18 protein-coding genes and 2 pseudogenes are annotated in these 19,574 nt (G+C 63.9%); 18 read left to right on the forward strand and 2 right to left on the reverse strand.

Translation table 11 applies throughout. The features are described from left to right. The 5 genes and pseudogenes from VF672_RS15565 to VF672_RS15585 all read left to right on the forward strand — a co-directional run. A pseudogene (locus VF672_RS15565) lies at window positions 1-190 on the forward strand (DNA-binding response regulator); the annotation flags it as partial. Between the two features lie 1,305 nt (window positions 191-1,495). Beyond that, window positions 1,496-2,560, forward strand: a complete 1,065-nt coding sequence (locus tag VF672_RS15570) for a M4 family metallopeptidase (protein WP_331105463.1) — start codon at window positions 1,496-1,498, stop codon at window positions 2,558-2,560. Between the two features lie 25 nt (window positions 2,561-2,585). Next, the gene (locus VF672_RS15575; protein WP_331105464.1) at window positions 2,586-2,891 is read left to right on the forward strand and encodes a protealysin inhibitor emfourin; all 306 of its coding nucleotides are present in this window, start codon (window positions 2,586-2,588) and stop codon (window positions 2,889-2,891) included. 146 nt (window positions 2,892-3,037) lie between these two features. Continuing rightward, entirely contained in the window at window positions 3,038-4,576 is a 1,539-nt protein-coding gene (locus tag VF672_RS15580; RefSeq protein ID WP_331105465.1) for a cryptochrome/photolyase family protein, read from the forward strand. Beyond that, window positions 4,573-4,713, forward strand: coding sequence for a DUF2256 domain-containing protein (locus tag VF672_RS15585; RefSeq protein ID WP_331105466.1), 141 nt, complete (start codon window positions 4,573-4,575; stop codon window positions 4,711-4,713). The genes VF672_RS15580 and VF672_RS15585 overlap by 4 nt, the downstream gene beginning before the upstream one ends. A gap of 45 nt (window positions 4,714-4,758) precedes the next feature. Here the strand turns inward: VF672_RS15585 and VF672_RS15590 are convergent, their stop codons facing one another. Continuing rightward, window positions 4,759-4,980, reverse strand: coding sequence for a hypothetical protein (locus tag VF672_RS15590; RefSeq protein WP_331105467.1), 222 nt, complete (start codon window positions 4,978-4,980; stop codon window positions 4,759-4,761). A gap of 288 nt (window positions 4,981-5,268) precedes the next feature. On the opposite strand from VF672_RS15590, the gene VF672_RS15595 reads away from it, so the two are divergent. After that, the gene (locus tag VF672_RS15595; protein WP_331105468.1) at window positions 5,269-5,895 is read left to right on the forward strand and encodes a TetR/AcrR family transcriptional regulator; all 627 of its coding nucleotides are present in this window, start codon (window positions 5,269-5,271) and stop codon (window positions 5,893-5,895) included. 180 nt (window positions 5,896-6,075) lie between these two features. Here VF672_RS15595 and VF672_RS15600 read toward each other — a convergent pair whose 3' ends face one another. After that, window positions 6,076-8,814 (reverse strand): beta-glucosidase, encoded by a 2,739-nt coding sequence (locus VF672_RS15600; protein ID WP_331105469.1) that lies wholly within the window; start codon window positions 8,812-8,814, stop codon window positions 6,076-6,078. Window positions 8,815-9,282: 468 nt separating this feature from the next. On the opposite strand from VF672_RS15600, the gene VF672_RS15605 reads away from it, so the two are divergent. The 12 genes and pseudogenes from VF672_RS15605 to gspD form a co-directional block, all read left to right on the forward strand. Continuing rightward, complete coding sequence (locus VF672_RS15605; RefSeq protein ID WP_331105470.1) at window positions 9,283-9,510, forward strand: hypothetical protein; 228 nt, start codon at window positions 9,283-9,285, stop codon at window positions 9,508-9,510. Window positions 9,511-9,598: 88 nt separating this feature from the next. Beyond that, complete coding sequence (gene gspE / locus VF672_RS15610; RefSeq protein ID WP_331105471.1) at window positions 9,599-11,323, forward strand: type II secretion system ATPase GspE; 1,725 nt, start codon at window positions 9,599-9,601, stop codon at window positions 11,321-11,323. Window positions 11,324-11,325: 2 nt separating this feature from the next. Beyond that, window positions 11,326-12,528 carry a type II secretion system inner membrane protein GspF gene (gspF, locus tag VF672_RS15615; RefSeq protein WP_331105472.1) on the forward strand — a complete coding sequence of 401 codons (1,203 nt, stop codon included), beginning with the start codon at window positions 11,326-11,328 and terminating at the stop codon, window positions 12,526-12,528. A gap of 10 nt (window positions 12,529-12,538) precedes the next feature. After that, window positions 12,539-12,964, forward strand: a complete 426-nt coding sequence (gene gspG, locus VF672_RS15620) for a type II secretion system major pseudopilin GspG (RefSeq protein WP_065989019.1) — start codon at window positions 12,539-12,541, stop codon at window positions 12,962-12,964. Between the two features lies 1 nt (window position 12,965). After that, a complete protein-coding gene (locus VF672_RS15625) occupies window positions 12,966-13,403 on the forward strand; it encodes a GspH/FimT family pseudopilin (RefSeq protein ID WP_331105473.1) in 438 nt (145 codons plus the stop codon). Further along, window positions 13,400-13,768 (forward strand): type II secretion system protein, encoded by a 369-nt coding sequence (locus VF672_RS15630; protein ID WP_331105474.1) that lies wholly within the window; start codon window positions 13,400-13,402, stop codon window positions 13,766-13,768. The genes VF672_RS15625 and VF672_RS15630 overlap by 4 nt, the downstream gene beginning before the upstream one ends. Beyond that, entirely contained in the window at window positions 13,765-14,376 is a 612-nt protein-coding gene (locus VF672_RS15635; protein ID WP_331105475.1) for a prepilin-type N-terminal cleavage/methylation domain-containing protein, read from the forward strand. The genes VF672_RS15630 and VF672_RS15635 overlap by 4 nt, the downstream gene beginning before the upstream one ends. Then, window positions 14,373-15,107, forward strand: coding sequence for a type II secretion system minor pseudopilin GspK (locus VF672_RS15640; protein WP_331105476.1), 735 nt, complete (start codon window positions 14,373-14,375; stop codon window positions 15,105-15,107). The genes VF672_RS15635 and VF672_RS15640 overlap by 4 nt, the downstream gene beginning before the upstream one ends. After that, window positions 15,104-16,135, forward strand: a complete 1,032-nt coding sequence (locus tag VF672_RS15645) for a PilN domain-containing protein (protein ID WP_331105477.1) — start codon at window positions 15,104-15,106, stop codon at window positions 16,133-16,135. The genes VF672_RS15640 and VF672_RS15645 overlap by 4 nt, the downstream gene beginning before the upstream one ends. Beyond that, window positions 16,125-16,715 (forward strand): annotated as a pseudogene (gene gspM / locus VF672_RS15650) (type II secretion system protein GspM); the annotation flags it as partial. The gene VF672_RS15645 and the pseudogene gspM, both read left to right, overlap by 11 nt. 98 nt (window positions 16,716-16,813) lie before the next feature. After that, entirely contained in the window at window positions 16,814-17,329 is a 516-nt protein-coding gene (locus tag VF672_RS15655) for a hypothetical protein (protein WP_331105478.1), read from the forward strand. Next, a partial coding sequence (gene gspD / locus VF672_RS15660; RefSeq protein ID WP_331105479.1) for a type II secretion system secretin GspD occupies window positions 17,326-19,574 on the forward strand: 2,249 nt, incomplete at its 3' end. The genes VF672_RS15655 and gspD, both read left to right, overlap by 4 nt.

A 19,574-nucleotide genomic window follows, 5' to 3' on the forward strand; every position in this document is an offset into this window, starting at 1 on the left:
GCTGTACGAAAAGCTCGGCGTCTACCAACCCGACGACGCCGGCGAGCGCAGCACCGCGTTCAACCTGCGCGCCCGCGCCGTCAACGTCGCCCTGCTGCGCCGCCTGCTCAACCGCACCGCGCTGGAACAGGCCGAAGCCGAGCTGCAACTGTGGCTGAAAAACCCGACGCACCCACGTTCCTCGGTTTAAAGGCGCGGAGAGACACACGACGCCTTCCCGGCTAAAGCCGGTCCCACCAAAAGCACCACGTACACACTGTGGGACCGGCTTCAGCCGGGAAGCTTTTGATCTGCCTTGCTCCTCGAACGCAACAGGCCCAAACGACGCAAATCGCGACTTGGGTGCAGGCTGAACGCAGGTCTCGCGCAGTGGGCCGAGCGGCATGGATGCCGCGAGAGCCGCCCCCCGCCATGGATGGCGGATGGCGGCGGGCCCACGGAGCGGGACCGGAGTGAGGGAACCCTGACGAAGGAAGGGCCCAGCCGGGAGCACAAGCCCTTGGTTACTTGGGGCTTTTCCAAGTAACTCGCCGAAGGCGAATGTCTGCCGTTAGGCAGACGCTCTTGGCCTCCATAAGCCACGCCGCAGATTTAGCCAACGTACGACCATCTGAGGTGTGACGCATGACGCCTTCCCGGCTAAAGCCGGTCCCACTAAAGGCACCGCGTACACACTGTGGGACCGGCTTCAGCCGGGAAGCTTTTGATGTGATCGTTCCCACGCTCTGCGTGGGAATGCCGGCCCGGACGCTCCGCGTCCTGCCTGGCCGCCTCATGAGCCCTGACCCCTGACCCCTGACCCCTGACACCAGACGACGCAGAGCGTCCTGGGCTACATACCCACGCAGAGCGTGGGCACGATCAATAAGAGGGTGTGCACAATGACTACTGGCGGTGTAACGCCCGACGCCTTCCCGGCTAAAGCCGGTCCCACCAAAAGCACCGCGTTCACACTGTGGGACCGGCTTCAGCCGGGAAGCTTTTGATCTGCCTTGCTCCTCGAACGCAATAGGTCCAGTCACCGCCAATCGCGACTTGGGTGCAGGCTGAACGCAGGTCTCGCGCAGTGGGCCGAGCGGCATGGATGCCGCGAGAGCCGCCCCCCGCCATGGATGGCGGATGGCGGCGGGCCCACGGAGCGAGACCGGAGTGAGGGAACCCTGACGAAGGAAGGGCCCAACCGGGAGCACAAGCCCTTGGTTACTTGGGGCTTTATCAAGTAACTCGCCGAAGGCGAAATGTCTGCCGTTAGGCAGACGCTCTTGACCTCCATAAGCCACGCAAATTTAGCCAACGTACGACCATCTGAGGTGTGATGCATGACGCCTTCCCGGCTAAAGCCGGTCCCACTAAAGGCACGCGCCAGCTTTGAGCAATCCCATCAGGTGCATTGAGTGTTTCAGTTCGGGAACACCGCACGGGCCGCGATGGTCGATTGAAGCGAGACCGCGACGTGTCGCTCAAAATCGATTGAGGTCATCCAGGAGTATCAGCCATGTGCAGGAACCACACACGTAACCCTATCCTTTGCCTCATCCCGCCATACCTGCTGGACCAGATTGCGCGCAACGGCAGCAAGGCACAGCGTGAAGCGGCGCTGCGCACGCGGGCCAAGGACACCACGTTTCGCTCGCTGCGCCTGAGCGCACAACCTGACCGGCGCCTTGTCCGTCTGGCCGCCGTGGCCCTGACCGGCAAGCGCCGCTCGATCTACACCGCCAATGGCGGCGAAACCCTCCCCGGCACGCTGGTGCGCGGCGAAGGCCAGCCGGTCAGCGGCGATGTTGCCGTGGACGAAGCCTATGACGGCCTGGGCGCCACCTTCGACTTCTTCTCCGAGGTCTTTGAGCGCAATTCCATCGACGATGCCGGGATGGCCCTCGACGCCACGGTGCACTTCGGCAAAGGCTACAACAACGCATTCTGGAATTCCGCGCAGATGGTCTTTGGCGACGGCGACCAGTCACTGTTCAATCGCTTCACCATCGCCCTGGACGTGATCGGCCATGAACTGGCCCACGGCGTCACAGAAGATGAAGCCGGGCTGGTGTACTTCAACCAGGCCGGCGCGCTGAACGAATCGATGTCGGATGTGTTTGGCTCGCTCATCAAGCAATACGCAAAGGGCGAAACCGCCGAGCAGGCCAATTGGCTGATCGGTGAAGGCCTGTTCACCGACAAGGTCGCTGGCAGCGCCCTGCGCTCGATGAAAGCGCCCGGTACCGCCTTCGACGACAAAGTGCTCGGCAAGGACCCGCAGCCCGGCCACATGGACGACTTCGTCCACACCTACGACGACAACGGCGGGGTGCACATCAACTCCGGCATTCCCAACCATGCCTTTTACCAGGTCGCCACGCGCATAGGCGGTCACGCCTGGGAAAAGGCCGGGCGCATCTGGTATGACACGCTGCGTGATTCGCGCCTGCGCCCCAACACCGGCTTCGTGCGGTTCGCGCGCCTGACCCATGACGTGGCCGGTCGGCTGTACGGTGTAGGCGCAGAGGCGCAAATCGCGGTAAAAGAAGGCTGGGCGGCGGTCGGCATCGACGCGCAATGATCAGTCATGACGAGGAGGCACGAACATGCGTATCTCATTCAGTGAAAGCGGCGGCGTCGCTTATTTCCCGGGCCTGAACAAGCCCAATACCATTGAAGTGGACGCGCTGCCCGAACCCGACCAGCGCGAGTTGCGTCAGCTGGTCGCGGCCTCCGAGTTTTTTGCGCTGCCGGAAGGTCGACGCCCGGCCCGTGCCCTGCGCGGTATGCAGCTTTACACCTTGACCATCAGCGAAGGCGACCGGGAACGCACCGTTTGCGTGCCGGCCCCGGTCGAGTCCGGGCCGCTGCAGGGCCTGATGCAGTGCGTCAGGCGCCACGTGTCCGGCTAAATCCATGCCCTGACGCCGTTCAAACCGCTATGCTCGGCGTCATCACCCCGCGCCCCTCAGGAATTTCGTGCCCGACCTCCTCTCACCCGCTTGCGTCGATCCACGTCGATGACTGCCACGCTCTGGCCGTCACACGGAGCCGAGCGATGATGCCCGTCCGCCGCCTGTGCCTGGTCCTCGGCGACCAGCTGTCGTTCGACCTGGCCTCCCTCACCGAACTGGACGCCGAGCGCGACGCGGTGCTGATGGTCGAGGTCCTCGAAGAGGCCACCCACGTTCCCCATCATCCGCAGAAAATCGCCCTGATCTTCAGCGCCATGCGCCATTTTGCCCAGGCGCTGCGGGCGCGCGGCGTCATCGTCCAGTACGTGACGCTTGACGACCCGCTGAACACGGGCTCTGTGCTGGCGGAGTTGCAACGCTGGCACACCGCGTTGCAGGCCGAGGAGGTCCATGCGACGGAGTGCGGCGACTGGCGTCTGGAGCAGTCGATCCGCGAGAGCGAGCTGCCGCTGGTCTGGCACAGCGACACGCGCTTCCTCTGCTCACGCGAAGCGTTCGCCTCGTGGGCCAGCGGCAAGGTCCAGCTGCGCATGGAGTTCTTCTACCGCGAGATGCGCCGCAAGCAACGGCTGCTGCTCAACAACGACGGCACGCCGGTGGGCGGCGCCTGGAACTTCGACGCGGACAACCGCAAGGCGCTGCCCAAGAAGGTCACCGCGCCCTACCCCATGCGCTTTGCCCCGGACGCCATGACCCGCGAGGTGCTGGGACTGGTGCGTGATCGCTTTTCCGGCCACTACGGCTCGCTCGACGACTTCGACTACCCGGTGACCCACGCCGATGCCCAGGCCTTGTGGCAGTATTTTCTCGATTTCGGGCTGGCAGCCTTCGGCGACTACCAGGACGCCATGGCCATGGACGAGCCCTACCTGTTCCATGCGCGCATCAGTGCGGCGCTGAACATCGGCCTGCTCGACCTGCGTCAGTTATGCAGCGACGTGGAATCGGCTTACTGGTCGGGCGGCGTCGCACTCAACGCCGCGGAGGGCTTCATCCGCCAACTGATCGGCTGGCGGGAGTACGTGCGGGGCGTCTACTGGCTGAAGATGCCGGACTACGCCGAGGGCAATTCATTCGGCAATACCCGCGCGCTGCCGGCGTTCTACTGGACCGGGCAGACGCAAATGAACTGCATGCGCCAAGCCATCGGCCAAAGCCTGAAACACGCTTACGCTCATCATATTCAGCGCTTGATGGTCACCGGCAACTTCGCCTTGCTGGCCGGCATCGCGCCAAAGCAGATCTGCGAGTGGTACCTGGCGATCTACATGGACGCCTTCGACTGGGTTGAACTGCCCAACACCTTGGGCATGGTCATGCACGCCGACGGCGGCTACCTCGGTTCCAAGCCGTATTGCGCCAGCGGGCAATACATCAAGCGCATGTCCGACTACTGCGGCAACTGCGCGTACAACGTCAAGGAAACCACCACCGAGGACGCCTGCCCGTTCAATGCGCTTTACTGGCATTTCGTGATGCGCCACTCCAACGTGCTGCGAGCCAATCAACGCATGGGCATGGTCTACAAGAACCTCGACCGCATGACCGAGGCCAGGCAGGATGCGCTGTGGCAACGGGGCGAGACGCTGCTCGGCAGACTGGACGCCGGAGAGGCGCTGTGAAGAAAAGCGAGCTGCCGGTCAAGACCTGCGTGGTCTGCGGACTACCCTTCACCTGGCGGAAAAAATGGGCGCGCTGCTGGGACGATGTGCGTTATTGCTCGCAGCGTTGCCGGCGAGGCAAGCGCTCCGGGCCATGAGTGCGTTCAGTCGACAGGCGTGACCGCCCATGGTGTGGCCACTGATTATTCAACCTGAGCGCGGCTGGCCCTGCCGATCAACCTGATCAACAGCTGCTGCTTGGGCCCCGCCGCGGTTTCGCGTGCGGCCTTGATCAAATACTCCTGCGCAATGAGCCCGCCCGCTTCGGCCAGCGCCTCATAGATGGCAAACAGCCTCGATTCAATCGTCGCCTCCTCGGCGCATTCAATCAGATAGGCAATTCCAGGACTGGCTTGTTCGTTCACGGTGGATCTCCTTGCATGTCAGTTACTTCAAGGGAAAGGTACGCGAGACGGGAGTTCCCATTTTCTGAACGGTGCGCAGCCGGACGGCGATAGAGCCCCGTCACCACGGACGACTATCAGTTTTCGCTTGCCAAAACCCGGTTGCCCCCTTAAACAGGGCGTGCCGTTTCAGCCGCCGCGACTTCTTGCCGCGCCACCGCGCCCTTTGCGTACACGCCATCCGGCGTCGTGACGGGCCTCGCTGAAATGCCCCAACACCTGCAAATCATGGAGACGCCAGGTAACCCGATGACAGGACAGACATCAGATCCGCTGCCTCGCACCCGTCGAGCACCCAAGGGTGAAAAGCGCCGCGAAGAACTGCTCGACGCCGCGCTGCAATTGTTTTCGCTGGAGGGCTACACCGGAGCCTCCATTGCCCGCATCGCTGACATCGTCGGCATCTCGGTGGCGGGCGTGCTGCACCACTTCCCGAACAAGGTGGCCCTGCTGATGGGCGTGCTTGCGCGCCGCGACGAGGTCAACCACAAGGTGGTCAACGGCTTGCAAAGCGAGCCGACGCTGGAGGGCTTCGTCAATGGCCTGCGGCAGATCAACCGTTCCAATGCCACGGCGCCCGGCGTCATTCGCGCCTTCAGCATGCTCAATGCCGAAAGCCTGGTGGACAGTCATCCCGGATGGGAATGGTTTCAGTCACGCTACGTGACGATTCATGGGCGTATGCGCGCGCGGCTCGACCATCTGGTGGTGGTCGGCGAAGTGCGTGGGGACGTGGATCTGGACGCGATCATTCACCAGATACTGGCGATGATGGACGGGCTGCAGCTGCAATGGCTGCGCTTCCCCGAGAAGGTGGATCTGGTGCAGCGCTTCGACAGTTACATGGCCCAGGTCGAGCGCGATATCCGCCCATAAAAAAATGAGGCGATCCGGGCTGGCCGGATCGCCTCATTCTCTATCGCTCATCAGCGGATGGGTGACGCTCTCGCTCAGTGGTGGCCAAGCGCAGGTTGTCACTCAAGCTCAACCCTCAGCCAGCGCCGGGACTCGCTCCCGACGCCCGCCAAGGGTTCAGCCCTCGCCTGTTGCGATCACTCAGTACTCAGTGTTGCCGTTGTAGTCCGAGTTGCCATCGGCTGCGCCAGCGTCTTCATCCTGATCAAGCACACCGCCGGTCTTCACGGCTGGCAGGGTCACTTTGACCGAGTTCAGCGCCGAACGCGGCAGCGGGTTGCTGGTGGTGGTCGACAGTTCCTGACGGAAGGAGTTGACCAGTTTGGCGTTCAGACGGATGTCGTCCGAAGCCGCGCCCAGGCTGATGTTGAAGGTGTCGGCATCGACCACCCACTGCTTGCTCGCCTCGTCGAAGTACGCCAGCGAACGATCGTTGAGTTCGATGGTGACGCGACGGGTTTCGCCCGGCTGCAGGAAGACCTTCTTGTAGCCCTTGAGCTCCTTGACGGCGCGTTCGACTTTCGGGTTCTGCTGGCCGACGTACAGCTCGGCGACTTCGGAACCGGCCCGCTTGCCGCTGTTGGTCAGGTCGAACGAGACCTTGATCGGCGTGTTGCCCACTGCAACGCCCGGGGTGACCGAGATGTTGTTGTAAGTGAACTGGGTGTACGACAGGCCGTGACCAAACGCGAACAGCGGTTTGGTGCCGGTTTTGTCGTAACCGCGATAGCCGAGCATGGTCAGGTCGTTTTTGTAGCTGATTTCTTTCAGCGTGCGGGTGTTATCGAAGTTCGGGAAATCCGCGTACAGCGGGTTGTCTTCGATGTTGCGCTCGATGCTGATCGGCAGTTTGCCCGACGGGTTGACCTTGCCGAACAGGATCTCGGCCAGGGCCTGACCCCCGTTCTGACCCGGGTAGAACGCGTGCAGCGCAGCCGGAACCTGGTCGATCCAGTCGCCCATTTTCAGCGCGGTACCGCCGTGCATGGTCACCACGGTGTTCGGGTTGGCCTTGGCGATGTTCTGGATCAGCTCGTTCTGGTACTCAGGCAGATCGAAGCTGTGGTCGAAACCTTCACCTTCGTATTCAGCGCTGTTACCCACGGCCACCACGACCGCGTCGTATTGCGACAGGTCTTGCGGTGCGGTCAGCGAAGCCGTCGACATTTGCACGCCCACCAGGCCGCCCATGGTCGACAGGTAACCGTCGCGGCGCGAGTACTCAAGCTTCACGTCGTAAGCCTTGCCGGCTTCCAGCTTGATCTTGCCGGAAACAGGGATGGTCGGCGGAATGCTCTTGTTGGTGATGTTCTCACCGTCGCCGTTGTCGATGATCTTCTCGCCGTTGACCCACAGGCGCACGGCGCCGTCGGCACGCACTTTGAAGACCTGATCGCCGCTGATGGTCGGGGTGACCTGACCGCTCCAGCGAATCGAGGTGTTGGCGGTGTCGCCGTTGCTCGGCACGGTGTCGGTGGACCAGTCCAGATTGACGTAGGTGTCGATCTGGGTGGCCGACGGGTCGCCGGACCAGGTGGCATTGTTGAAGTACTCAGTCTTCATGCCGGCGACGCTGTTGCCTTTGCTGTCGGTGGTGGTCCAGTGCATGGCCGCTGGATCAAGGGACAGGCTGTCGAGGAACTCGACCTGAGCGCCCGGGGCGATCTGGCGAAGACCGCTCAGCTCGCTGATGTAACGGGTGGCGTCAACGTGGGCACTGCCGAAACCGGTCGGCGGCGCGTACTTGGCCAGGTCGCCAACGACGGCGATGCGCTTGACCTTGTTCTTGTCCAGCGGCAGCACGTCGCCCTGGTTTTTCAGCAGCACGATGCCTTCGCGGGCGATGTTCAGGGCGACCTTGTTGCTGGTGGCGCTGTTCATGTTGTGCGTAGTCAGCGGTGCGAACTTGTCGAACTGGTACAGGTAGATGTTCTTGAGGATACGGCGGACCTTGTCGTCGATGGTCGCCATGTCCAGCTCGCCACTGTCCAGGTACGGCTTGAGCACCGAGCTGTTCATCTGACCGCCCATCATGTCCAGGTCGGTGCCGGCTTGTGCCGCTGGCAGACCGTGGACCACGGCGTTGTAGTCACTCTGTACCAGCCCCTTGAAACCCCATTCCTTCTTCAGAATGTCGGCGATCAGGTGCTTGTTCTCGCAGGCGTATTCGCCGTTCACTTTCTGGAACGAGCACATCATCATCGCCACGGTGCCGTTCTTGGTCGCGGATTCGAACGGCGGCAGGGTCATCTCGCGCAGCACGCGCTCAGGCATGACCTGGTTGAGGATGAAGCGGTTGGTTTCCTGGTCGTTGCCGGCGTAGTGCTTGGCTTCCGCCCAGACGCGACGCTGCTGGATACCGTTGATGACCGCAGGGCCAAGGCTGGCACCCAGGAACGGGTCTTCACCGGAGAGGTATTCGAACGCACGGCCGCTCCACGGCATGCGGTACAGGTTCATGCCGGGGCCGGTCACGAACTGGTAGCCGCCGCTGGCCGTGTCGTAGCCCAGGGCGCGGCCAAAATCGATGGCGCGGCGCGGGTTGAAAGTGGCTGCCAGGTTCGGGCCGGACGGATAAACCACGCCCGGATCGTTGCCTTCGCTGGTGTAACGGATGCCGGCGCCGCCGTCAGCGCCGTGGATCTGTGGCACGCCGTACTGGCTAAGGGGTTTGACGTCCCAACCGCCGATGCCGCCGATGTAGGCCAGCTTTTCTTCCTGGGTCATTTTCGCCAGGGTTTTCTCTGCCGCTTTGTCCGCACGCAGTTCCTTGGCCGCCAGTTGCTCTTGGCTGGTGGTGTCGGCTGCGTTGGCGTGGCCGATGGCCAGGCTCAACAAAGCCAGTGCCGAGTGGGCACCGAAAGTCTTACGGTTTCGCATAGGGGACGCTCTCCAGGTATCACCCGCGCTCATTTGTCGCAGTTGACACGCCACACGCCTTTATTACAGGCGTTGCACGGCCTATACCTGAATTTCATAAATGAACTTCGGCAGACGGGAAGTGGCGAAACAACAGGACGTAAAGTGCGGGCGATATGATCTTCTGTAACTAACGTTAATGGCGATGAGCCACCGAACTGCACGAGCACTGCCCGAGACGTTTAAATTAAGGCAATTGTTTTCAAGTGATGTCAAACAAAATAATCACACTCGAACAAACTCGACATTTTTTGATACATCCCCTGAACTCTTGCTAAACCTACAGGTCTGTAGGTTTAGCAATTTTCACGATTCGACGCCTGAAAGCCCGTAAATACGGGCGATCCACCCTACGGAAGCCGGCGATCCTGCGGTGAAAGCCGTGGCACGATCATTTCAAACACCTGACAAACATTGGAGAAACATCATATGAAACTGCCAGTACTGGGCGCCATCGCCGCACTGACCCTGTCATTTGCAACCGTCACCCTGGCTGCGAATTCCGATACTCAGGAAACCGTTTCCGGCGCAACAGATTCCACTGTTATGACCCAGACTGAAAATGCCAAAGCGGTGAAGAAGTCCACCCAGCAGAACCAGTCCGATGAAAATAAGCGCGGCCGTCCAACGGATAAAGCCTCGTCTGCGACAAACTAACGCACAGTTATAAAGTTGCCGTTAGTCAGCGTCACTTAATTGAACACCCGAGGTCTCGTCAGAGGCCTCTCTTATTTGAATCGGTGCTGTGTCCCTTTATCTGTCCCCCCTTAATAGCCAACAATTCACCGCGCATTCGGTTGAAGCGCTGTGTGCCTGGCTGTTGGCCAACGCCGGGCTCAAGACAGGTGATCTGGAGCGGGCACAGCGCCTGGCTCAGGAGTCCGAAGGCAGTTCGCTGACTGAACTGCTGACGCGCCTGGGGCTGGTCTCCGAACTGGATCTGGCCCGGGCGTGGTCGGCGACGCTGCACGCACCGCTGCTGCTGGCGGAAAACGTGACCCTGTCGGGCGAGCCCTTGCCGGAGCTCAGCGAACGCTTCTTGCGCCACTATCGCCTGCTGCCCATCGGCACCCATGCCGACGGCGTCCACGTGCTGGCCGCCAACCCAGGCAATGCCTACGGGCTGGACGCCGTCGCCTACGCCTGCCAGGCGCCGGTATACGTCTCGGTCGGTGCCGCCAGCGAGGTCGACGGGCTGATCGAACGCTATTACGGCCAGGGCCGCTCGGCCATGGGTTCGCTGATCGAAACCCTCGACGAACACGCTGGCGCTGAAGAAGACATCGAGCACCTCAAGGACCTGGCATCCGAGGCGCCGGTGATCCGGCTGGTCAACCTGATTCTGCAACGGGCCGTGGAGCAACGCGCCTCCGACATCCATATCGAACCGTTCGAGAGCCAGCTGAAAGTGCGTTATCGCATCGACGGTGTGCTCCACGAAGCCGAGGCGCCACCGTCCAGCTCGTCGGCGGCGATCATTTCGCGGTTGAAGATCATGGCGCGGCTGGACATCGCCGAACGTCGTTTGCCCCAGGACGGCCGCATCATGCTGCGCATTCAGGGCAAGGAGCTGGACCTGCGGGTGAGCACGGTGCCGACCAGTTTCGGCGAGTCGGTGGTCATGCGTCTGCTGGACCGGCAGACCGTCAGTTTCGATTTTCCGAGCCTTGGGATGGACGGCGAGCGCCTGCAGAACTTCCTCGACGTGCTGGAAAATCCCCACGGCATCCTGCTGGTGACTGGCCCCACTGGTTCCGGCAAAACCACGACGCTGTACACCGCGCTGTCGCGGCTCAATACCGCCGAGCGCAAGATCATCACCGTTGAAGACCCGGTCGAGTATCAACTCGAAGGCATCAACCAGATTCAGGTCAAGCCGGCCATCGGCCTGGACTTCGCCGGCGCCCTGCGCTCCATCGTCCGGCAAGACCCGGACGTGATCATGATCGGCGAGATGCGTGACCTGGAAACCTGCCGCATCGCCATTCAGTCCTCGCTGACCGGTCACCTTGTGCTCTCGACCCTGCACACCAACAGCGCTGCGGCGAGTATCACGCGCTTGCTGGACATGGGTGTCGAAAGCTACCTGATCGCTTCCACGGTCAAGGGCATCCTCGCCCAGCGGCTGGTGCGCAGGCTCGATCCGCTCACGCGCGTCGCCTTCGAAGCACCGCCAGAACTGGTTGCCGAGCACGGTCTGGACCGCTTCACCGATCAGCGCCCGATCACCCTGTATCGCCCCGCCAGCGAATTGCCCGGCGGCGGTTATCACGGTCGCAGCGCGATTACCGAGTTGCTGGTCATGAATGAAGAACTGCGCGGCCTGCTGATGCGTCAGGCCGACGCCGCGACACTGGAACAGGCCGCCCGCCGTGGTGGCCTGCGCACGCTGTATGAAGAAGGCTTGCGCCAGGCGGTGGCCGGCGTGACGTCGCTGGAAGAGGCGCTGCGCGTTACGCGTGGCGACTGACCATGGCCCATTTCAAATACCGCGCCCTGGACGCCGACGGCGTCGCCCAACACGGCACCCTGGAAGCCGCCGATCAACAGGCAGCAACCGCGGCGCTGCACAAACGCGGCCTGTTGCTGCTCAGCCTCGAAGCCAGCGCCAGCAGCGGCTTGCGCGGGGCCATGCGCCGTGGCGCTATGAATGGCGCGGCGCTGGTGAGCTTCACTCAGCAACTGGCGACCCTGCTCGGCGCGGGCCAGCCGCTGGAGCGCGCGCTGACCATCCTGCTCAAGCAGACCCACGAGCCCAAGCGTCAGGCGCTGCTCGAACGCATTCGTGAACAGGTCAAGGCCGGTAAACCCCTGAGCCAGGCGCTGGAAGACGAGCACGGCCAGTTTTCCAGCCTGTACATCAGCATGGTGCGCGCCGGTGAAGCCGGTGGCTCGCTGGAAAACACCCTGCGCCAGCTCAGCGATTACCTGGAACGCAGCCAGATGCTGCGCGGCGAAGTCATCAATGCGCTGATCTACCCGATCTTTCTGGTGGTCGGCGTGCTCGGCTCCCTGGCCTTACTGCTTGCCTACGTGGTGCCGCAATTCGTGCCGATTTTTCGCGATCTGGGCGTGCCCATTCCTTTTATCACCCAGGCAATTCTGTGGCTGGGGGAATTTCTCAGCGCGTACGGCCTGCTGTTGCTGGGCGCGATAGTCGGCCTGATCTGGACCGTCGTGGTGCTGCGCCGCGACCCGCAGCGGCGTCAGCGTCATGACCGGCGGCTGCTCTTTATAAAGGTCATTGGCCCGCTGCTGCAGCGGATCGAAGCCGCGCGCCTGGCGCGAACCCTCGGCACGCTGCTGAGCAACGGCGTCGCGCTGTTGCAAGCGATGACCATCGTTCGTCAGGTGTGCGGCAATTACGCCCTGCGCGCCCAGGTGGAACAAGCCACCGAGTGGGTCAAGGGCGGCGGCACGCTGGCCCAGGCCTTTGGTGAACAACCGCTGCTGCCGGAACTGGCCTTGCAGATGATCGAGGTCGGTGAACAGGCCGGCAACCTGGACGGCATGCTGCTCAAGGTCGCCGACGTGTTCGACGTCGAGGCCAAGCGCGGGATCGACCGTCTGCTCGCCGCGCTGGTGCCCAGCCTGACCGTGGTCATGGCAGTGATGGTGGCGGTGATCATGCTCGCCATCATGCTGCCGCTGATGAGCCTTACCAGTAACATTTGAGGAAATACACATGTCCCGATTCAATGCTGCCCAAGGCCGTCGCCAGGGCGGTTTCACCCTGCTGGAAATGCTCGCCGTGATCGTGCTGCTGGGCATCGTTGCCACCATCGTCGTGCGCCAGGTCGGCGGCAACGTCGACAAGGGCAAATACGGCGCAGGCAAGGCGCAACTCGCCAGCCTGGGCATGAAGGTCGAGAGCTACGGGCTGGATGTCGGCACCCCGCCCGCCAATCTGCAGCAACTGGTGACCAAACCGGCCAATGCCACCGGCTGGGCTGGCCCGTACGCCAAGCCGTCGGACCTCAAAGACCCGTTCGGCCATGCGTTCGGCTATCGCTACCCGGGCGAGCACGGCAGCTTCGACCTGATCTTCTTCGGTCAGGACGGCCAGCCAGGCGGTGACGGCTACAAGGCCGACATCGGTAACTGGGAATAACATGCGCGCCCTGCCCCGCGCCCGCGGCTTCACGCTGTTCGAATTGCTGGTGGTGATCGTACTGATCGGCATCAGCGTCGGGCTGGTGAGCTTTGGCGTGGGCCGGGGCTTGCAGTCCGCCAGTGAACGTCGCGCGTTGAGCGAAGTGGTGCAATCGCTGCGGGCAGCGCGGGTCCAGGCCATCGTCACCGGGCAACCGGCGCAGACGCGCTTCGACCTGCGTAACGGCCGCTTGCAAGGCCCGCATTTGAAGCCGGTGCAACTGCCCGCCGACATGCGCGTGCAATTGCAGACCGCGGACGGGCTGGGTTCGGCGTTCGAGTTCTACCCGGACGGCGGTTCCAGCGGCGGCCATCTGCTGCTGGCCCGCGGCGACAGAAACTGGCGCGTGGACATCAACTGGCTGACCGGCAACGTTCAGTTGCGCACGCTCAATTGACGCGCCAGCGCGGGTTCACCCTGCTGGAGATGCTCGCCGCCCTCGCCGTCCTGGCGGTGTGCAGCAGCGTGCTGGTGGTGGCGTTCGGGCAGAGCGCACGCGCCTTGCAGCAGGCGCAACGCAGCGACCGGCTGAGTCTGGCCGCGCGTTCGCTGATCGATGAAGCCAGCGCCGGCCGCTTGCAGCCGGGCCGCAGCGAGGGCAACTGGAGCGGCGTGAAGTGGCAGATGGAGGTCAGCGCGCTGCCCCGCGGTAATGCGCCGGCGACGGCGTGGCGGCTGGACCTGAACGTCAGCGACGGCACGCGCCGAGCCCATTACAGCAGCCTGCAAGTGCGCAGCGCCGGCGCGGGTGCAGGACAATGACGCGGCGAAGCCAGGGTTTCACGCTGCTCGAAGTGTTGGTGGTGCTGAGTCTGCTCGGCGTGCTGCTAACCATGGTCGGCGCCGCGATAACCGGTGCCAATCGCGCCATGGCCAAGGCCGAGCGCTACAGCACACGGCTGGATGAAGTGCGCTCGACGCAGAACTTTCTGCGCAGCGCCATCGGTCAGGCGTTGCCCCTCGCCGCTGGCGGGTCCGAGCCCGGACAGGCGCCGGTGTTCGAGGGCGATGCCCAGGCCATGCGCTTTTATGCGCCACTGCCCGCCACGTTGGGTGGCGGTTTGTACCGGCACAGCGTGACGCTGGCGGCCGGTCAGCGCTTGCAGGTCAGCCTGGAGCGGCTGCGCGGTCAGGCGTTGCTGCCAGCCGAAGAGCCCCAGGTGCTGCTGCATGATGTGCGCTCGTTGCAACTGAGTTACCGCGGCGTGTCGCCCACGGGCGAGTCCACGGCATGGCTGGACCACTGGCCGTGGCCCGCACGATTGCCAATCAGCGTGCGCATCGAAGCACAACTGGCGGGTCCCGTGCCGTGGCCGCTGCAAAGCATCAACCTGCGTCTGGACCTGTCCGGCGAGGCGCACACGTTATGAGCGGCAATCGGCAACATCAGCGCGGCGTTGCATTGCTGCTGGTGCTCTGGGTGCTGGCGCTGCTCAGCACCCTGCTCGCCGGCTTGCTTGGCTGGGTGCACCTGCAGAATCGTCAGGCTTTGTGGCAACGCCAGCACACCCAGGCCGTGTTCGCCGCAGAGGCCGGGATTGGCATGGCGGTGCTGGCGCAACTGGACCGAGACCTCGCGCGGCACTGGAGAGCTGACGGTCAGCCCCACGGATTGCGTTTTGATGACGCCGCGCTGGCGGTCAGTCTGGCCAGCGAGACCGGCAAGCTGGACCTCAACGCGGCGCCGGCCCAGTCGTTCGCTCGCCTGCTGGTGGCGTGCGGGGCAACGCCGGGCCTCGCCCGTGAAGTGGAGCAGGGTCTGGAGCAGCGTCGCGGCGGCGGGCGGGCGCCGTTGCGGATGGTCGAGGAAGTACGCGAACTGCCGGGCATCGGTCAGCCGCTGTACCAGTGCGCCAGCCCGCATGTGACCCTCTGGAGCGGCCTGAGCACGCCCGATCCACGGATGGCCTCGCCGTGGTTGCGCCAGGCGCTGGGGCTGCCGCAGGCCGGCCCTGCGACAGAGGAAGCAGGCCCGGTCATCAGCATTCGAAGCCAGGCGACGTTGCCCGGCGGTTACACCACGACGCTCAACGTCACGTTGTTATTGAACCCATCGAAGGAGGGAGCGCGACCGTATCGCGTTCTGCGTTGGCAAGAATGAAGCAATCACTTTTACAGCAGCTGGCGCCCTTGCAGGCCCGCGTGCGCAGTCAATGGCGCGACAGCCCGGCGCAGCAGCTGTGGCAGGCCTGGCGGGACGAGTTGCAGGCGATGCTGCCAGCGGGCGTGCGCGCACGGCTGATGCCTCAGGTTCGCGAGCGGCTGATCGACTGGCCGCTGCCTGACGACATCCCGCAGCAAGCTGGCGAGCGGTTGATTCTGATGCTCCCCGCCGGCAGGGTGCTGGCGCAGCCGTTGCCACTGCCGTTGGCGGCGTTGCGGGATCTGCACAGCGTGGTCGGTTTCGAGTTGGACAAGTACACGCCCTACCCCCGCGAGCAGATGCACTACGTCGCGCGCGTCACCGCCAAGGGCAAAACCTTCGCGCAGGTGCTGCTGGTGGCGGTGCTGCGTGAGCGTTTGCAACCGATCATCGACACCTGCAGAGAACGCGGCCTGTCGCTGCATGCCGTGGACGCCCGCGATGGCAAGGGGCAGCGACTGCATGTCGACCTGCTGCCGGCCGAGCTCAAACCGGCGGCGACCGGTTCGGCCCGCGTGCCGCGTGTGCTGGCCGTGGTGTGTGGCGCCTTGCTGCTGACCTGCATGGTGCTCTGGCTGCAGGCGCGCACGGCGCAGGTCGAGGCAATGCAGCAGCAGGTCGATGCACAACGCACGCAAGTGCAGGCGGTGCAGGACCTGCGCCGCGAACTGATCAACACCCAGGGCGCCGCGCGCTACCTGGCCCAGCAAAAGGCGGCGCAGCCGACTGTCTCCAGCGTGCTCGCCGACCTTACCGGGTGCCTGGGCGCCGACACGTGGGTCGAGCAGCTTGAGATGGCCGACGGCGGCAGCGTGTCGCTCACCGGCCAGAGCGCCAAGGCCAGCGCTTTGATCAGCCGCATGAAGGATTGCCGCAGCCTGACCGACGCGCAGTTCCAGGGCATCATTCAACCGGACGCGCAGACAGGCAAAGAGCGCTTCTCCCTGCGCACTCAGCTGCGCAAGGAGGCGACCGATGCGCCGTGAACTGACCCCGCGTGAACGTCGCGGCGCCGCGCTCATCGCCCTCGCTCTGGTGCTGTGGGCGGCCTGGTGGCTGCTGGTGCAAAGCTGGTTTCTTGATCCGCTGAGCGATTTGCAGGAACAGGCCGACAGCCTGCGCCACCAGCAGCAGCGCTACGCCGGCGCGCTGGCCCAGCGCGACAGTCTCCAACAGCAGTTGCAGGCCGCCCGCCGCGACCCGTCAAGCCGCAGCAGTCTGTTGCCGGGCGAAGACCCCAGCGCCGTGGCCGCCGATCTGATGCAACGCAGCCTGGATCTGGTCAAGTCCCACGCCGATCAGGGCCCCGGTTGTCAGGTCACCCAGCGCATGCCGATCACCCCCGAGCGCGACAGCGCCGAGCCCTATCGTCAGGTGAAAGTCAGCCTGACCCTGGACTGCGCCATGGAGCCGCTGGTGGGGTTGCTGCACGAACTGGAGTACGGCCAGCCGTTCCTGTTCATCGACAGCCTGAGCATTCGCCGCGCCACCTCGGCCCCGGCCAGTGGTGGCGCCGGGCGCTTGCAAGTGCACCTGCTGTTGCGCGGTTATCTGCAACAGGCCGCGCCGCACAAAGCGTTGCCATCGAAAGCGCCGGACGTCGAACCGCAGCCCGAAAGGCAGCAGCCCGATCCCTCTGAGCAGTCCACCGAGGAGCCTGACGCATGAAGTTCGACGCCCTCACCCTGGCGCTCGGCGCGGCCACCGTTGGCCTCGCCGCCGTTGCCCTCAGTTTGAGCATGGGCGCCGGTCAGAACATCGACTGGTTGCCGGCCGGCGAAGCGCGCGAAGCCAGCCCGACCGCCGGACCGGCCGCATTGCCTTCGCTGCCGGCGCAGGCCCTTGCGCTCACCTGGCAGCAATCGATGTTCAGCCCGGACCGCAAACCCGATCTGGTCACCGGCAAATCACAGGCCTCGTCGCTGGACGGCATCAGCCTGAGCGGCGTGATCATCGACGGTGATTCGCGTTGGGTGCTGCTGCAACTGCCGCAGAAGCGCCGCCTGAAGCTGGCCGTCGGCAGCACGCTGGACAACGGCTGGACGCTGGATTCGGTCACGCCGCAACAAGCCACTTTCAGCCATCAGGGCCAGACGCGCGTACTGCGACTGCCGATGCTGCGCCTTCCGCCGCCGTCGAAAGTCCCCCCTATTACCCTTCCAAACGTACCCACACCATGAACAATCGCACCCCTGAGTTTTCCCGTCTGCGCAGCCCCCTGTTGTGCCTGGCCACCGCCGTAGCCCTGGCCGGATGCGCGTCCACCCCGGAGCGTTTCGAAAACGACCCGGCCCTGATGCAGGAAGCACTCAATGGCACCGGCTCGCAGCGAGGTCCGGTCAGCGACCCGGTCGACGCACCGAGCCCGAACAACCCCGGCGCCCGCCCTGCCCCTGCGCGCCAGCAGATCATTCGCGGCAACCAGACGTTTGTGCGCGGTGCGGGACCGACCCAGGCCGGCGCCGGCCCGAAAGGCGCTGCGGCGGCCACCGGCGACATTAGCTTCAACTTCGCCAATCAGCCCATCGAAGCGGTCATCAATACGGTGCTGGGCGACTTGCTGCACGAGAACTACAGCATCAACCAGGGCGTCAAGGGCGACGTCAGTTTCTCGACCTCGCAGCCGGTGAACAAACAGCAGGCGCTGTCGATCCTGGAAACGCTGTTGTCGTGGACTGACAACGCGATGATCCGTCAGGGCGACCGTTACGTGATCCTGCCGGCCAACCAGGCCGTGGCCGGCAAGCTGGTGCCGGAGATGCCGGTAGCGCGGCCGTCCACCGGGCTGTCGGCGCGGCTGTTCCCGCTGCGTTTTATTTCGGCCACCGAGATGCAGAAGCTGCTCAAGCCCTTTGCCCGTGACAACGCGTTTTTGCTGGTCGATCCGGCGCGCAACGTCTTGAGCCTCGCCGGCACGCCGGATGAACTGGCCAACTACCAGGACACCATCGACACCTTCGACGTCGACTGGCTCAAGGGCATGTCCATTGCTGTCTATGGCCTGCAACGCGCCAGCGTCGGCGAGCTGATGCCCGAGCTGCAGAAAATGTTCGGTCCGGACAGCGGTATGCCGTTGGCGGGCATGGTCAAGTTTCTGCCCATCGAACGGACCAACTCGGTGGTAGCGATTTCTTCCCAGCCGCGCTACCTCAGCGAGGTCGGTGACTGGATTCACACCATCGACGAAGGCGGCGGCAACGAGCCGCAGATGTACGTCTACGACGTGCGCAATATGAAGGCCACGGACCTGGCCAAGTACCTGCGGCAGATCTACGGCAACGGACAGATCAAGGACGACAGCGCGGCCAAGGTTGCACCGGGCCTGCGCACGCGTTCGCTGTCATCGCTCAACGGCAGTGGCACCGGCAGCAGCGGCGGGCTGAGTGGCGGCGGCCAAGGCCTGAACGGCAGCTCGGGGATGGGCGGCGGCGTGGGCTCTGGCATGGGCTCGGGGATGGGTGGCGCCAATGGAGGTTTGCAGAACGGCACTCAGCAAGGTGATGAGGAGCAGGACGGCGAGACGTCCGAAGACAGCGCCGACAGCAGCAGCCAAAGCGACGGTTCAGACACGGCATCCAGCAGCGCGGGTGCCAGCAAGCGTCTGGACGACAGCACGCGCATCACCGCGCAGCAGAGCAGTAACCAGTTGCTGATTCGCACGCGCCCGGCCCAGTGGGCAGAGATCGAATCGGCGATCAAGCGGCTGGACAACGCACCGATGCAGGTGCAGATCGAGACGCGAATTCTTGAAGTGAACCTCAGCGGTGAGCTGGACCTGGGTGTGCAGTGGTACCTGGGCCGTCTGGCCGGCAATTCCGCCAGCACCACCGTCGCCAACACCGCCGGAAGCCAGGGCGCCCTCGGTGGCGGCGGTGCCGGCCTTGGCGCCACCGATTCGCTGTTTTATTCCTTCGTCAGCAATAACCTGCAGGTCGCCCTTCACGCACTGGAGACCAGCGGACGCACGCAGGTGTTGTCCGCCCCGTCGCTGGTGGTGATGAACAACCAGCAGGCGCAGATCCAGGTCGGCGACAACATCCCGATCAGCCAGACCACGGTCAACACCACAACCACCACCGCCACCCTGAGCAGCGTCGAATACGTGCAGACCGGGGTCATCCTCGACGTCGTGCCGCGCATCAACCCGGGCGGTCTGGTGTACATGGACATCCAGCAGCAGGTCAGCGACGCCAACGACACGACCACCGACGCCAACGGCAATCCGCGAATCTCGACCCGTTCGGTGTCGACCCAGGTCGCGGTGCAGAGTGGGCAAACCGTATTGCTTGGCGGCCTGATCAAACAGGACAACAGCGACACCGTGTCCGCCGTGCCGTATCTGGGTCGTGTCCCGGGCCTGCGCTGGTTGTTTGGCAACACCAGCAAGAGCAAGAAGCGCACCGAGCTGGTCGTGCTGATCACCCC

The organism is Pseudomonas sp., assembly GCF_036387035.1.
In the GTDB taxonomy this organism is placed as follows: Bacteria; Pseudomonadota; Gammaproteobacteria; order Pseudomonadales; family Pseudomonadaceae; genus Aquipseudomonas.

Excerpts from the sequence above, each read along its gene's own strand:
- VF672_RS15570 (WP_331105463.1), top strand. The coding sequence starts at position 1,496 with ATGTGCAGGAACCACACACGTAACCCTATCCTTTGCCTCATCCCGCCA.
- VF672_RS15575 (WP_331105464.1), top strand. The coding sequence starts at position 2,586 with ATGCGTATCTCATTCAGTGAAAGCGGCGGCGTCGCTTATTTCCCGGGC.
- VF672_RS15580 (WP_331105465.1), top strand. The coding sequence starts at position 3,038 with ATGATGCCCGTCCGCCGCCTGTGCCTGGTCCTCGGCGACCAGCTGTCG.
- VF672_RS15595 (WP_331105468.1), top strand. The coding sequence starts at position 5,269 with ATGACAGGACAGACATCAGATCCGCTGCCTCGCACCCGTCGAGCACCC.
- VF672_RS15600 (WP_331105469.1), bottom strand. The coding sequence starts at position 8,814 with ATGCGAAACCGTAAGACTTTCGGTGCCCACTCGGCACTGGCTTTGTTG.
- VF672_RS15605 (WP_331105470.1), top strand. The coding sequence starts at position 9,283 with ATGAAACTGCCAGTACTGGGCGCCATCGCCGCACTGACCCTGTCATTT.
- gspF (WP_331105472.1), top strand. The coding sequence starts at position 11,326 with ATGGCCCATTTCAAATACCGCGCCCTGGACGCCGACGGCGTCGCCCAA.
- gspG (WP_065989019.1), top strand. The coding sequence starts at position 12,539 with ATGTCCCGATTCAATGCTGCCCAAGGCCGTCGCCAGGGCGGTTTCACC.
- VF672_RS15625 (WP_331105473.1), top strand. The coding sequence starts at position 12,966 with ATGCGCGCCCTGCCCCGCGCCCGCGGCTTCACGCTGTTCGAATTGCTG.
- VF672_RS15635 (WP_331105475.1), top strand. The coding sequence starts at position 13,765 with ATGACGCGGCGAAGCCAGGGTTTCACGCTGCTCGAAGTGTTGGTGGTG.
- VF672_RS15640 (WP_331105476.1), top strand. The coding sequence starts at position 14,373 with ATGAGCGGCAATCGGCAACATCAGCGCGGCGTTGCATTGCTGCTGGTG.
- VF672_RS15645 (WP_331105477.1), top strand. The coding sequence starts at position 15,104 with ATGAAGCAATCACTTTTACAGCAGCTGGCGCCCTTGCAGGCCCGCGTG.
- VF672_RS15655 (WP_331105478.1), top strand. The coding sequence starts at position 16,814 with ATGAAGTTCGACGCCCTCACCCTGGCGCTCGGCGCGGCCACCGTTGGC.